Genomic DNA, 13031 nt, shown 5'->3' on the forward strand with positions numbered 1-13031 from the left:
GATTCTTTTAACGCTATTGCTGATCTTCAGCGTAAATGCCTGCCGAAGCGATGGCACCGCCTATTTCGCGGTTATTGTCTTGCGTATAAAGGACGCCAACGGGATTGCCTTGCGTCGTGGTATTCACTGGCCCGCCGAAGGCGTAAGACGGTTTATTATCTGGACCCTCACGCATTGAAAGGCCCGTTGGTTGTGGTGCTATCATCTGCATGACACCACCGATAGCCATAGACGCACCAATTAGTGCCGTATTCCATGCCGCAGTGGCACCTATCACACCAAAGCCCACGGGCCCTAATGCAATAGCACCAGCAATTAAAGCCACACCAAGAATAGTCTGAAATACACCTCCGCGCTTACTCCCTGTGATTATTGGAGCTATGCGTATTTCTAGGCTTCCTGAATTATCGGACAGCTCACCTTCACCTATATTCTTCTTTCCTTTAAAGATGGCGTATTCCAAGCCACGTTGGGCGGAGGAATTCATGAAGGACTCAAAGCCTGGGATAATGACTGATAGCGCTTTTACCGCTTCTTTCGGTGTTTTGACCGCAAGCCGATGCACTCGACCAAACGTGCTACCCAAAACACCGTAGAGCCGAATGGTTTTTAATTCTTCATCTAATTCGCTCATCACATCAAATCCTTATATCTAACGATTTTCATCGTGCGTTCGACCCAATAGCCACCGTACGGAACTCTTTGGCTAAGCTGCCCATACATATGGTGTAATAACATTCCATCCTCAACCAGTATCCCAGCGTGGCTCCATTTATTGGATTGCACTTGCATCATGATCATATCGCCTTCGCGCGCAGGGCCTTCAAACTCACGAAAGCCGCATTCATACCAGCAATCTTGATAAAAGTTTTCTTCGTACCCGTCTTCCCACCATGGATATTCAACACTGTAATTGGGCAGTTCAATCCCATGATTCATGCGGAAATAGTCGCGAATCAGTGACCAGCAATCAGCGTGACCAAGGTCAAATTGACGTCCAATTAATGGCCTGTCGCCGCGCGGGTAAATTGTTCTTACGTCCCCTTCCGGCCATGATGCGATAACCCAAGGTAGGTTGGTTTCATCGCACAGGTTTTTATCGCGCTCAGAGGGCTGAGTAGTGGCATCAGGGTGGCTATGCACAATAGCAGTGACCGTTCCCCAGTCTTCCGCCGTTGCGTAGTCCTCCGGCGACAGAATAAAACCGTATTCTGGCCCTTCTTTTTTGTTCTCATTCGGCAGGAGGATATTACGGCAAGGGAAATAACGTTCTACGCGGGATTTTTGGGCAACTACGCCGCAGCACTCCAGCGGGTAAGCCTGTTTGGCGTGGGCCATGATGGCCGCTAACGTTTTATCTTGCATTGGTCTATCTCCGAATCAAAGAGCTACCAGGAAAACCACCGAAATCTAATTCGGCCATTTCTCCAAAACGTAATTTACAAGATGATAAACAACCTGAGCATGCATCTTGGCTGGGATCGTCCGTTGGTTTATCGTCCATGGTAAACATGCCGTTTTGTCCCGCATATGAGCAGCCAATACCGGTGCGGTATTCGTTATTCATGGCCCATTGGCAAAGCGAGTGAATTTGTCGGGTAGGAATGCGCAGGCCTTGTAAGTCGATCGGGCTACTTAACGTAAATTCGACTTGTTCGTCGTTTTCACCGCTTCGGCTATCGATGAAGAAAACCTGCGTAAATTCTTGTTCTGGATCGGCTTCGGGATTACCTTCTGGAAAATTGCGCGCATCTAAATAATGTTTGAATGTTTCGTGAACGGTCACTTTCGCTTGAACCATATCTTGATAAGCAATGCACATAGCGCCGATCGTGCCGTCTAAGTTTGCTACTGTTAATTTAGGCTCTGCCGCTGTTCCATCTGTTGAATATGAAAGGCCGGAAAGCTCACACGGCCACGCGCCATATTCTTTACCTTGCCACCATATCGACTTCGCTTTTAATTTCGACTCGTCCCCGCCGGCTGCCGCGATTTCCTCCGGTGTATGGGGAATAGTGTCATTATGAAAGCGCAGGATCCCTGCGTTGAATGCTTCGCCATCAACTTCAATAAGTCGAATGCGGTTACCTGGTTCAAGCTTTTGAACGTCGCTAGTAATTTCCATGATTACCCCATAAAAAAAGGCTATCCGAAGATAGCCCTTTGTTTTGTGATCGATTGATGCGCTTTACGGCGCGTATGATTGTTCGAATGTAGCCGATACCGTCATTGTTTTGCCGCCCACTGGCGTTGCCCTGATAGAGTCACTAGCAATGCGATATAACCCCTGTTTGCCATATGGCGGCGTCCAGATAAAGGACTTAATCACATGGCGCCGAACGAAGGAAAGGATCGGGAGCATTTCACTTTCTAAGCCACTGAAGCTTAAAGGCCAGCTTTGTTGCTCTGGGTTAATACCATCGGCGGCTACTTGCTCGTAACCATCGCCAAACTTGACCGTTCTAACGCGCTGACTAAAAGAGCCTTCCGGCTGTCCCTGCGTTCGCCATGTGAATGTTTCTAAGGCCATTTGACGTTCTCCAGTCGTAAAAAAACCCGCACGAGGCAGGTTTATGGGAATTAGCATTTAAATCTATTCGCTTGCTTCTAAGCCTAGCTCGCTAAGTGTTGCATCACCTCGGCATAGGGCGTGGAATTTTCTAGCGTTAACACCAGATTGATTTGCCATCGACTTTATCAGATCCCTTGAGAAGGGTGAGTGGTGCTTGTCGACTGTGACTACATATTTTTTTCTTTCTTTTACCGCAACCCATTGCTCATGAGATGTTCCCTTTTTGGGTTTCATCTCAAAGCCAAGCAACCTTAATCCATAAATTACTTCATCATATTTTAGTGGCGTGAGTTTCTTTACAAAAAACATAGTAGTGAGCCACTAAGATGGAATGTTGCATGGTTCATTGAACAATTTCCCATTCTTTTGAGAAAAGAACATTCGGAACCATACAGAAAAGTATTTCACCCATAGTGAAACTGGTGCTTTTCTCTTGTTCAGTAGGTCGATAGTGAATTCGGGCTCTGAAATAGCCTCTTCTACAAAGTCAGTGATTTGCGACTCGAGCTTGCTCATCGCCTCTTGAATTGTATCCGCTTGAGCGGCAAGGGAGAGATCTAAGCAAACGGCAACATAGACGCCATCCTGACGGTACGCCATGCAACGTAAGTACTTCATACAATCTCCATAATTAACCTTTGGTTTACGTAAAGAGTATAACCAAGGCTATACCATTACTACAAGTATTACTGTATTTGACGCGGTATTCGCTGTGGGATTTAAGAAAAACCCGCACTTAGCGGGTTAGGGTAGGAGCCTACACTTTTTTTGTAGGTCAGATTCCGATCGTAGCCAGCAATTTACCAAATTGTGAATTATAAAAATGCGGCTGAGTTTCGCGAGGGTTGCGATCGCTCGTTACATTCTTTCCAAACCGCAATCCGGATTCAGTAATATTCCAGAATTCCTTTTCCCCACCTTTGCTACTAGCACGCTTCATCTTCTGAATAATTCCATTTTTCTGAAGTAACTTATTAACTGATGCGGCAGATAAGCTAACGCCTGATGCCTTAAGCAAATGCGTTAAAGAGAAGGTTACCTCACTAGAGCCTCCTTCATTAGGTGCATCAATCCCATAGCTAGGTAGAGTATCTGGAACTCCATAGTGTTCAAAAGTCTTACGTAGCATTTGTAACTTGCCAGTCTGCGGCAAATTTAGCATTCGAGCAGCAGACTCGTTAAGCATCATGTGCATTTGAACTTTTGCCGAAGCATCACCATGACTAAGCATATGCTGCACAGGATGAAAATATGCCGTCTCCATCTGCTCAAAAAAATCCCAAGCCTCATCGGTATCAATGATCTTGGACATGCGAGCTGCGCCCTTTTCTGTCCATAGCGTGATTGACCTAGCTCGCTTACCAACAGAGTAACCATCAGTTACTCTGTTCTTGAATTCCTTCAACTCTGAGCCAGTCAAAAGGAAATAATGTTTACCATCTTCGAAGTGATCGAGGTTTCTAGATAGGTTATTACGGATATTTACTTCATCTGTACCGTAGCCAGCAGCCAGTGTCTCAGTAGTGACCACCCGAACTCCCTTCCATTCAATTACTGGAAAAGTATCAGGATCGACAGTAGGTAAATAGTTTGCTACATTTACAGCAGTTGATGTTGATTGTTGCATATAAGACTCCAATCATTAGTTGATGTAAGCCGCCAGCTCCACACTGGCGGTTTTTCTTTATGCGTCACCGCATAAATCAGTGAGTTAGCTTGCTTTTCTCCGCTCTATCAAGTCCAAGGTGTATTCCGTAAGTTAATGAACCCAGAGATTTGAGGTGATCAACCAACTCAGCCGCTACAGGCGAGTTTATAGCCCTCAGTGCTGGGTCTAGCCGATGACACCATGTTTCGTAGATAAACTTAAAATGCTTGCGAGCAACTGTCATATTCCTTGCGTGCATCTCAAAATCGAAAGCTGGATTAACGTTCCCCTGCGCCACTTCGCGATCCAGAATATCCAGCACCCAGCGGCGGAACTCTTTGGCAACAGTGGTGCGTGAAAACATCCCCATTAGATGTGCGCTGCGAAGTGAGAAAACCCGAGAATCCTGTACTCCACCGGGGGTGGTCACTTTAACCACCCCTGTCATATTCACTGTAAATTCATCTGCATGTTTGCGATAAAGACGGTGGATTGCTTTATCATCAGAGTACCCAAGCGCTTCACCAACTTCTGCGGCTGTCAGCCAGATTTGCCCTGCCATCTCCATGTAGGAGAAGTTGGTATTGTGGAAAGTTAATTCTTTGTTCTGTATACTGTTCATGTCGGTTTTCTCGCAATGATTACTGACGTTAGAAACCCCGTTCGTGTTCGCGCACTGCGGGGTTTCGCTATTTTTACTGACCATTCGCCCTTTCCTCTCTCAAGCAACGAGCCAAGCGCTGCACAATCGCAGAGTTAATTGAAATACCATCCATCTCTGCCATACGACGGATTTCTTCTTTCATGCGCTCAGGTAAGCGCAGTTGAAAACTTTGGCTTTTACGCCCTGTATACATTACGTCGCTCATTTATTACCTCTCATCGAGTGGTGTCAAGTTGGTGCTAGAACCAATTTAGCACTATTTATGATGATGTCAAGTAGGTGCTACTATGATAAAAATTTGCATCACAGGGTCTGTATCAATGAGTAAGTTTCCAAGCCAAGAGATGGATAGATTCAATATTCGCCTGCCATCAGGAATGAGAGAAGCTATAGCCGAAAGGGCTAAAGAGAATGGTAGGTCAATGAATACAGAGTTAATATTCATCATTGATGAAGCTTTGAAATCACCTATACCATCACAAGTTGATAATTCTAGGTTCATGAAAACCTACAAAGACCTAGCAGAAAGAAAACCATCAAATCCAGAAGAGTTTGAGAAATGGGAAAGGGAAATGACTGACGTTACATTCTTCCTCATGGAGCAGATAACTTCTTATACCCAGATGTATCAGGCTCTAAAAAGTCTTCATAACACCTCTATGGTAGATGTATTCAAAAACAAAAAGCCCACCTAGTGGGCTTTGTTCTTTCCGTTATTAGTTTCGGTACAGAGCTATTGATGCAATTATGGCTGAGAACACTACCAATACTAGGATAATTGGATACTTCATGTTTACGCCATCAAGTCGACTACTTTTGACTTCGCTCTGTTCATTGCGCTCACTAGATTTCACAGATGTAAGGCTGCTACCACAGTGTTTGCATTTGATAGCCTCTGTACTTACAAGCTCGGAACAGTATGGGCATTTTACATGGCTTAGAGTTGCCTTTAACCTCTCACCAAACATAGCAAGCAACAGTCCACAAAGGACTATCAAGCCACCAACAATGATATTATTTTGCTTAGCCGCCAATAGCCCTATGTTATTAACCCTATAACCACCATCAATCACTACGCTAGCATCCATGAATAGCGCGGAAATCAACCACGCCAATCCAATACCCATGACAACAAAGCCAAAAACCCTCATAACCCATCCTCGTAAAGTGCATATAACAATATGGTAGCAGAGGTAAGGTTGGGAGTGGTGTAAATAAAAGCCCACGTATGTGGGCTTTGTCATTATGATGGATTAGAATCGATAGCCAACGCCGATAACGAAGGTATTAACCTTCACCTCATCAAGCTTGCTGTATTCATATGATGCATCGATAGCTACATTAGGGATTGGATTAAACTGCAAGCCAAGCCCATACATCATTGAGGTTTTGCTTTGGCTTTCAGACTGACCGAAAGCGGATGCTTCAATTTTCCCCTTTGCCGCACCGATTAATCCATAAGCACTGATGTATTCATTAAAGCGAAATGAAGGGCCACCAGCAAGTGAGTAATAGTCAAGCGTCCCCGAGCCAACTTTACGACTTCCATAATAGAAGTCGTAATCCTGAGTGGTGTAAGTGAATGAGCCAATAAAGCCAATCTTGTCATTCATCTCATACCGATATTTTAAGTTAAAACCTTTTGGATTCTCATCTAACCCAATATCGTCCTGCTTCGCATTGCTTTGTGCATATCCAGCAGAAATAGTGCTTTCACCAGCAGCTTGGGCGCTAATTGGCAATAAAGGTAAAAGTAATGACGCTAATAATATTCTCTTCATGTTTTCATCCTGAAATGTAAAAAATCAATTTATATTATCAGGTGATATCGCGATGATAAATAAAAATATAAATAATAACCAAAGGTAATATATTGGTATTGCCTAACCCAATACCAATATTTAGATAGCAAATTAATTATTTATTAATGTTTTATTTTTCTATATTTAAACATTCATATCCTTATTGATAAAGTCAATAAATAATGCATATTGTTTCTTATTAGTGAAATTTTTCACTTGCTCTAGTTTTGAAATCACTAATGGATCTTCCATCCCTGAACCACTCATAGCCAATGCAGCTATTTCAGAAATTGTGTTTTTATTGAAATCCTTTCCTGCCCATACATCTTCTGCCGAAAATTCTCGTTCCAAAATGCTGACATCGTTTTTTTCAAGAACCCCATGCTCAACAACCAATGGAACATCACTGCCGCAATGTTTGCATTTAACAGCCTCACCCTTAATTAATTCTGCACAAAATGGACACTTTTTCATTCCATTATTGATGCTATCGGTTTCAATTTTTTTAACATCAGGCTTCATAAGCATGGAGTGAATTAAGGCAACAATGAACAACAGAGTTCCATAAATCCACCATATGATAAATGAACGCCCTTTTCTTTGCGCAATGAATGCAGGAATAAGACCTATGAGTACGAAACTAATGAATAACTCCACACACTTACCCTCTGTAATGATTTGTCACATCATAACAGAGGGGCTTAAGGTAGAAGAAAATGTTTATCGCCCTACCTTGTTTTGAATTGCAGTTGTTATGCGCCCAGACTGACCCAAAGCCCTATCTAGTTGCTGAGAGACTATCGCTATCACTTCATTTTTTGCTGCTTGGCTAATAGCCTGATTTTGCTGCGGGCTACCATTCTGTTGCTGTTGCTGACCTTGAACGACAATATTCATACCACTTAAATCAACGGCAACGCCACCAGCACCAGAGCCGCCAGTTAAGCCAAACATTGGGGCTCGACTCATTGACTGAGAGCCAACTAACCCACCATTTGCATAGCCGCGCATCAGCGCGTAAAGATTATCCGTACCGATCCGGCTCGTTGATTCCTTGGTGAAAACAAATTCACCACCATGGACAATGCCTTTAGGCTCATGCTTTCCACCATCGCCTGTATATCCACCTTTATCAAAACCACCAAATCCAGTAGGCAATCCCATTGCACCAATGCCGCCAACTGAACCTGAAGAACCACCAGAGCCCATGCCAGCCCATCCAAGCGCCGCCTGAACCGCGTAAGCCACCAGCATCTGGTTTATAACCTGCAAAATCATCTTAAGGATTGATGTTCCAAACTCCTTAATATTTGCCCTGCCGGTCGTTGCCATTTCAGTCGCCATATCTGAAAGGCCCTGCATTGTGGTTTGGCCTATCTGTGCAGTTGACTGAAATACATTAAGAGCATTTTCGGCAAACTGGGCGATACCGAGATTTAACCCGCCAACAAAGTCCAGATCGCGAGCATCGGCTTCGCTAAATCCCTTATATAGTTCCTCTTTGGCTTTGTTATATTCGGCTGTGATTTTTGCTAACTGAGCCGCATCGGTAATACCCTCTAGTGATTTGTTGTAGGTCTTATTTAGCTGCGATTCTTGCGCTTCACGCTGCGTTCCCTTCGTGGTTTTCCCGAAACTCTTCTCCGCTTGCTTATTACGCTCTTCAATCTCTTTAGCGTAATCGCTCATCGTCTTCATAGCCTTTACGGCTTTATCGCGCTGCGCGTTCTCCTTGGCGATATTTGCTTCAAGCTGAAGGCTTGCGCGGATTTCGCTTTCACGCGAAAGCAAAGACTTTTGATCGGCGGTTAGAATGGATTTGTTTTTCAGGTCTGCAATCTGCTGATTAAATTCAAGCAAGCGGCTTTCTTGCTGCGTCATTTTGTCAGTGATTGAAGATTGCCCACGTAAAACCGCTAGACGCTGTTGGCTAGCTGCTAATTCCTTTGTAGCGGCATCATCTGTGATCGCCTTGGCGGCTTTTGGCTTTTTAGTCTTACGGGCTTGGGCTTCGGCAAATTCTATATTTTCGCGCTTTATTGCTGCGTCTTTGGCTTCCTTAGACGCATAACCGCTGCGGATCTCCAATAGTGTGCGCTGGTGCTTTTCCTCGGCCGTTTCATATTTCTTATTCAATGCTTGGGTAGCATTATATTCACGCTTTTGGCGATCCTGTTCGTTTTGTTCTGCTTTATCCTTGGCGACTTTTATATCGCGTTGAAATTTTTCCTCCTGAAGTGTAGCAATCTCGGCGCTAGTATCTACGCCCACATTTACATCAGCCATACCTAGCGCGCGCGCCTTGGATGCTTTCTGTAAGCGTTCGATCTTGTCTTCGATAGTATCTTCACGGCCTACGCCCAGCATCGCATCCCAAGCGCTTGAAGCAATGCTTTTGATGCTATTCCAGCCAGTTTCTAAATATCCGAGACTATCGGTAACATCTGCCGCGCGCTGCTGCATTGTGTCTGCGTAAGCATCCATAGCCACGCGGGCAGCTGCCGTTACATTCCCCGTTTCCGATAGCTTGGTGATGCTTTCCAACTGCGTAGCGGTCAGGAAGTGCAATTGCTTGTCTAAATCCTGCGCCGCGCGCAATGGATCTTCCTTCAACCGCTTGAAGTTCTCGATCGTGGCGCCTACTGATTGGCCGGTGGCCTTCTCCATAGCCAGCGCCGAGCGTGTAACGCTTTCCAGCTGGTTAGCGCCAAAAGCGCCAGTGCCAACAACCTTAGCCAGCGCCGCGGCCGCCGCGCCCTGCATTCCGCCGGATTTAGCTATGGTTTTAGCCATTTCATTAAGGCGATCAGTCGTCACACCTGCGTAATTGCCAGTTAGGATCAGCTGTTTGTTAAACTCTGTGCTTTCTTGGGCTCCTTGATAGTAAGCAACACTAAGCGCTATGGCTGCTGTAGTGATCCCTCCGACTAATAACCGCATTGGGGTTAGTTGAGAAGCTAAAGCCTTTGCTGCGTTACCGATCCCTCCGAAAGAGTCTTTAATCTGCCCCCCCTGCTGTATAGCTATCATATAGATAGGCATACCAGATGCGAGAGACGTTACAACGTCGGTTATCTGCATAGGGAGTTGGCGCATTGCTTGGCGGTATTGGCCTGCCGAGATGGTGCTGCTCTTCCAAGCGTTTTCTTGCTGCTTAAGGCTTGCAATGAATGGTGCGGCTTCTTGGGTGGCACCTAATTGAGCGGCTTTATAGGCTAAAATCTCTGAGTTAGTTTTACCCTGAGTTTCTGCCTGCTCCCGCAACCGGCTAATAAACGACTCTTTGGCTACGGTAGCTAGCTTATCAGCCTGCGCCGCTTCTTTAGCGGCCTTACCTGCGGCGCTATTCTCATAAACTGACCGCTCTAAAGAATTCGTAAGGTTATCGATCCCCTTCACACTGGCCGCATAATCAGCAGGATCGATAAGCCCTTGGCGGAGGCCTTCGCGTAGTTTGTCTGACATTGCCGCCAAGTTGTCGAATGCCACGCCAACCGGATCCACTCGACCACGTATGGCCACCAGCTCGCGCTGTAACCCTTGGAGTTCTTTTGTTGTCCCTTCATAGGAACGACGAACCTGTTCACGGATAGCAGATCCAGCGGCAAAGGATGCGTTAACATCCTTAACTTTTGCCGCTGTTTTCGTGTTTGAATCATTCAGGCTATCTGCCGCCGTTGCCGCTTTATTACTGGAAGCAGAGAATTTATCTAACTCATTTGCAGCGCGTTCTATGCTGCTGGTATCCGCTACAAGCGAAATCCTGCCAATTTCATCGGCCATATAGCCCTCACAATTTATTTATCCTATAAAAAAGACCTCACTTAGGTGAGGCCTTGTTAATTTTGGAGGCAGCTAAAGAGCCGTTGTGAAAATGACTCTCAACTTATTGATTTTTATTCCAAGGCGCTATTTAGCACCTTGCTTAAGCAGCAGATGAAGACGTATCTAACCCTCTGATTTCATTAATTTCTGTCAGAAAGCCAGATTTACCAAATAACTTCTTACTCAATGCAGACATGTATTCAAGCACGTCAATCTGCCTAAGCCATGCGGATTTCAAATCCGACTATCCCAAACTCTTCAAGTGTAGTGGCTATTCCCTATCAGGCTGCTTTATCCGGTAATCCGGGTATGGTGATTTGGCTCTTCTGCTCGATTCGTTCAATCTTGGCTAATAGAGCTGGTTTCTTTACTCGTCCCCAGCGGTTCAGTAATCGCCCTGACATGCTGGCAACATCTTTCTCTTTCATGTATTCGAGCATGACGGCGTTACGTTCTGCTTCATAGCTTTCGCTGTATTTTCTTAGCTCGCTGGTCATCCAGTTGAAGGCGTTAATGTAGGCCTCTTTAACTGCATCAGCCTTTGCCCCATTGAAGCCCATGACCAGCATGACAAAGCCGCTGAAGTCCATGCGGTAATACTTTTGCTTCTTATCAAATATCCCTAACTCATTGATTTTCTCGACAACCCAAAAGTGGGCCTTCGTGAAATCAGCCGAGCAGTGAAGGTTTTCCAGTGCGCGAATAACATGTTGATGTCTTTTGCCAAATGCCTTGGCGATCTGGAATGTGTCGGTAACCGGCTCACCTTCTGCCGCCGACACTAGCTGACGAAAATCAAAATCAGGGATGGCCTGTAAATTGTTCATAGCGTTTGCCTTACTTTGAGATGAACCTTTGCCGCATAGGAAATCAGTCCATCGAGGCTCGCCAGCACTAACTGACTTCCTCAAAGGCTCATTTCAAAGGGTAGGGTTCGATGTGGTTATTTGCGCTGCGGTGCGCGGTGAAATGCATATAAAAAAACCTCACCGAAGTGAGGCTCTGTTAGGGTTGGATAAGGATTTTTAGGGTATTAAATCATGTATTTTTATGAAGTAGCCTAAGTGCGGCGGCTTCCATAACTCTAAGATCACTCAACGCGCTTGCCTCGTCCTCTACTCCTTTCACCTTCATAAGCCACGGCAGGCAGTTATAATCCAAGCCGCTAACGCCATTCATGCCGGTTCGCCATTGCGTAGCCATGCATATGAACACGTTAAAGGCGGGTGCAATATCCGGCCAGATTTCCACGATTTCATCATCGTAATCATCGGGGCTAAAGCCAAAGGCGTTATTTATGGGGATTTCAGGCGTATAGAATGCCTCGGCAAGCGCTATTAGTTTTTTTCGCGGATCGCCATCATTTCGCGGGTGTAGGCACTGGAAATAGAATCAAACGCGCGCGCGTAGTTTTCCAAAAGGGTGATCACATTATCGCGATTGAACTCTTCCGGCAGTTCCCAGCCTTGGCAAATTTCCATCAAATAATCCGCGGTGGGCTCATTGGTAAATTTATTCTCTTCACGTTGCGCGGCGAGCTTTTCGCTTAGCGCTTTTTCTAAGGATTCAAGCTCTGCGCGTTGTTTATTCTTGAATGTAATGATCAGTTCGCCATCATCATCTCCAGCACGGGGAATCATCACTGGAATGGAGAAGGTAGGGTTAGGGTTGAAGCAGACTTTTTTAGCCATGAAAATTGTTTCCTATTGAATTAAATTATTTCGGATATCGGAAGGAATAGCCCGTCAGTGCGGGCTATTGGCATTAAATAAACATTGTTATTTTTTTGGTGCGGCGGCGCTCGCTGGCGCAGTAGCGCTAGCCTATTTATAGGCAGTCAAACCAGATTGAAGGTTTAGCGTTGCCGTGACCGTTTCAACCGTGTTCACCGCAGTGTTAGGAATATCGTTAAAGGATGCCTTAGCAGACCAGTAGCGATTCTCTTTTGCCTTCGGCACAAACATGTAAGCGGCTAAGGTGTCTTGCGAGCTATCCGCTTGTCGCAATAGGTCATAAAACGGAAGGCTTGAATCATGGGCAATTGTGTATGTTTGGACGCGGGCAGTTTTGAACGTGTTTACGTTGCGCTGCGTTGTATCGGATAAGAACTGAAGCTGTATGCTCTGCTGTTCACCACCTGAGCTAGCCACTTCAGTAATTTGAGACATTTCCTCCCATGACTTAATGACTCGGAAGCTACCTGCGCCGCCACCAGCGGCAAAATCGCCGGTGTTCAACGTATTAATGTCTTCGAGCGTTACAGAGGATTCAGAGGCTTCTTTAACTCGCGCGATAACCTCATCAAGACCAGGCCACGCCGAGCGGATGTGAATAATATCGCCGGCTTTTGCCTTGGTTGCTTCGGCAGTAGTGAAAACAGTTTCGGCCGCGTTGGTTGCCGCGGTGACGGTTTCGGCTTCCGCATAAGTTTTAGCCAGATAAACATGCGAGCCATTAGGCAATGCAAATCCCATAGGGAATACTCCAATTTTAGGTATAAAAAAACCGCCCTAATGGCGG

The 13031-nt window shown here is 45.5% G+C and carries 17 protein-coding genes and 1 pseudogene; 1 reads left to right on the top strand and 17 read right to left on the bottom strand.

The annotated features are described in order from the left end of the window. Nucleotides 1-13: 13 nt before the first annotated feature. From K9N75_RS15130 to K9N75_RS15170, 9 genes are all read right to left on the bottom strand, one after another. A complete protein-coding gene (locus tag K9N75_RS15130; protein WP_224451794.1) occupies nt 14-634 on the bottom strand; it encodes a tail assembly protein in 621 nt (206 codons plus the stop codon). After that, on the bottom strand, nt 634-1365 hold the full coding sequence (locus K9N75_RS15135; protein ID WP_224451795.1) for a C40 family peptidase: 732 nt from the start codon (nt 1363-1365) through the stop codon (nt 634-636). Before K9N75_RS15135 ends, K9N75_RS15130 begins: the two co-directional genes overlap by 1 nt. A gap of 4 nt (nt 1366-1369) precedes the next feature. Then, nucleotides 1370-2125, bottom strand: coding sequence for a phage minor tail protein L (locus K9N75_RS15140; protein WP_224451796.1), 756 nt, complete (start codon nt 2123-2125; stop codon nt 1370-1372). 63 nt (nt 2126-2188) lie between these two features. Beyond that, nucleotides 2189-2530, bottom strand: coding sequence for a phage tail protein (locus tag K9N75_RS15145; protein WP_061554354.1), 342 nt, complete (start codon nt 2528-2530; stop codon nt 2189-2191). Between the two features lie 63 nt (nt 2531-2593). Beyond that, complete coding sequence (locus K9N75_RS15150; RefSeq protein WP_061554353.1) at nt 2594-2881, bottom strand: type II toxin-antitoxin system HicA family toxin; 288 nt, start codon at nt 2879-2881, stop codon at nt 2594-2596. Between the two features lie 12 nt (nt 2882-2893). After that, entirely contained in the window at nt 2894-3190 is a 297-nt protein-coding gene (locus tag K9N75_RS15155; RefSeq protein ID WP_061554352.1) for a DUF1902 domain-containing protein, read from the bottom strand. 157 nt (nt 3191-3347) lie between these two features. Next, nucleotides 3348-4199: an ORF6N domain-containing protein gene (locus K9N75_RS15160; protein WP_224451797.1), complete on the bottom strand. Its 852-nt coding sequence runs from the start codon at nt 4197-4199 to the stop codon at nt 3348-3350. A gap of 76 nt (nt 4200-4275) precedes the next feature. Then, on the bottom strand, nt 4276-4926 hold the full coding sequence (locus K9N75_RS15165; RefSeq protein ID WP_224451798.1) for a BRO-N domain-containing protein: 651 nt from the start codon (nt 4924-4926) through the stop codon (nt 4276-4278). Further along, nucleotides 4916-5089 carry an Arc family DNA-binding protein gene (locus K9N75_RS15170; protein WP_131020467.1) on the bottom strand — a complete coding sequence of 58 codons (174 nt, stop codon included), beginning with the start codon at nt 5087-5089 and terminating at the stop codon, nt 4916-4918. The genes K9N75_RS15165 and K9N75_RS15170 overlap by 11 nt, the downstream gene beginning before the upstream one ends. Before the next feature lie 115 nt (nt 5090-5204). Here K9N75_RS15170 and K9N75_RS15175 point away from each other — a divergent pair, with 115 nt between their 5' ends. After that, entirely contained in the window at nt 5205-5579 is a 375-nt protein-coding gene (locus tag K9N75_RS15175; RefSeq protein ID WP_131020468.1) for an Arc family DNA-binding protein, read from the top strand. Between the two features lie 21 nt (nt 5580-5600). On the opposite strand, the gene K9N75_RS15180 is transcribed toward K9N75_RS15175, so the two are convergent. The 8 genes and pseudogenes from K9N75_RS15180 to K9N75_RS15215 form a co-directional block, all read right to left on the bottom strand. Then, the gene (locus K9N75_RS15180; RefSeq protein ID WP_131020469.1) at nt 5601-6035 is read right to left on the bottom strand and encodes a zinc ribbon domain-containing protein; all 435 of its coding nucleotides are present in this window, start codon (nt 6033-6035) and stop codon (nt 5601-5603) included. A 102-nt stretch (nt 6036-6137) separates the two neighbouring features. Continuing rightward, complete coding sequence (locus tag K9N75_RS15185; RefSeq protein WP_131020470.1) at nt 6138-6665, bottom strand: Ail/Lom family outer membrane beta-barrel protein; 528 nt, start codon at nt 6663-6665, stop codon at nt 6138-6140. Between the two features lie 165 nt (nt 6666-6830). Continuing rightward, a complete protein-coding gene (locus K9N75_RS15190) occupies nt 6831-7343 on the bottom strand; it encodes a zinc ribbon domain-containing protein (protein WP_131020471.1) in 513 nt (170 codons plus the stop codon). 63 nt (nt 7344-7406) lie between these two features. Continuing rightward, the gene (locus K9N75_RS15195; protein ID WP_224451799.1) at nt 7407-10469 is read right to left on the bottom strand and encodes a phage tail tape measure protein; all 3063 of its coding nucleotides are present in this window, start codon (nt 10467-10469) and stop codon (nt 7407-7409) included. A 323-nt stretch (nt 10470-10792) separates the two neighbouring features. Next, a pseudogene (locus tag K9N75_RS15200) lies at nt 10793-11406 on the bottom strand (Rha family transcriptional regulator). 143 nt (nt 11407-11549) lie between these two features. Further along, complete coding sequence (locus K9N75_RS15205) at nt 11550-11762, bottom strand: DUF1799 domain-containing protein (RefSeq protein ID WP_263481235.1); 213 nt, start codon at nt 11760-11762, stop codon at nt 11550-11552. An 86-nt stretch (nt 11763-11848) separates the two neighbouring features. Next, a complete protein-coding gene (locus tag K9N75_RS15210; protein ID WP_193065879.1) occupies nt 11849-12202 on the bottom strand; it encodes a phage tail assembly chaperone in 354 nt (117 codons plus the stop codon). A 132-nt stretch (nt 12203-12334) separates the two neighbouring features. Next, nucleotides 12335-12985, bottom strand: a complete 651-nt coding sequence (locus K9N75_RS15215) for a phage tail protein (RefSeq protein ID WP_008814335.1) — start codon at nt 12983-12985, stop codon at nt 12335-12337. Nucleotides 12986-13031: the final 46 nt, after the last annotated feature.

This window comes from Hafnia paralvei (assembly GCF_020150375.1).
Taxonomy (GTDB): Bacteria; Pseudomonadota; Gammaproteobacteria; order Enterobacterales; family Enterobacteriaceae; genus Hafnia; species Hafnia paralvei.

Coding starts and splice junctions, on each gene's coding strand:
- K9N75_RS15135 (WP_224451795.1), bottom strand. CDS start 1,365: ATGCAAGATAAAACGTTAGCGGCCATCATGGCCCACGCCAAACAGGCT.
- K9N75_RS15210 (WP_193065879.1), bottom strand. CDS start 12,202: ATGGCTAAAAAAGTCTGCTTCAACCCTAACCCTACCTTCTCCATTCCA.
- K9N75_RS15130 (WP_224451794.1), bottom strand. CDS start 634: ATGAGCGAATTAGATGAAGAATTAAAAACCATTCGGCTCTACGGTGTT.
- K9N75_RS15145 (WP_061554354.1), bottom strand. CDS start 2,530: ATGGCCTTAGAAACATTCACATGGCGAACGCAGGGACAGCCGGAAGGC.
- K9N75_RS15175 (WP_131020468.1), top strand. CDS start 5,205: ATGAGTAAGTTTCCAAGCCAAGAGATGGATAGATTCAATATTCGCCTG.
- K9N75_RS15150 (WP_061554353.1), bottom strand. CDS start 2,881: ATGTTTTTTGTAAAGAAACTCACGCCACTAAAATATGATGAAGTAATT.
- K9N75_RS15160 (WP_224451797.1), bottom strand. CDS start 4,199: ATGCAACAATCAACATCAACTGCTGTAAATGTAGCAAACTATTTACCT.
- K9N75_RS15165 (WP_224451798.1), bottom strand. CDS start 4,926: ATGGTCAGTAAAAATAGCGAAACCCCGCAGTGCGCGAACACGAACGGG.
- K9N75_RS15180 (WP_131020469.1), bottom strand. CDS start 6,035: ATGAGGGTTTTTGGCTTTGTTGTCATGGGTATTGGATTGGCGTGGTTG.
- K9N75_RS15170 (WP_131020467.1), bottom strand. CDS start 5,089: ATGAGCGACGTAATGTATACAGGGCGTAAAAGCCAAAGTTTTCAACTG.
- K9N75_RS15155 (WP_061554352.1), bottom strand. CDS start 3,190: ATGAAGTACTTACGTTGCATGGCGTACCGTCAGGATGGCGTCTATGTT.
- K9N75_RS15140 (WP_224451796.1), bottom strand. CDS start 2,125: ATGGAAATTACTAGCGACGTTCAAAAGCTTGAACCAGGTAACCGCATT.
- K9N75_RS15185 (WP_131020470.1), bottom strand. CDS start 6,665: ATGAAGAGAATATTATTAGCGTCATTACTTTTACCTTTATTGCCAATT.
- K9N75_RS15195 (WP_224451799.1), bottom strand. CDS start 10,469: ATGGCCGATGAAATTGGCAGGATTTCGCTTGTAGCGGATACCAGCAGC.
- K9N75_RS15215 (WP_008814335.1), bottom strand. CDS start 12,985: ATGGGATTTGCATTGCCTAATGGCTCGCATGTTTATCTGGCTAAAACT.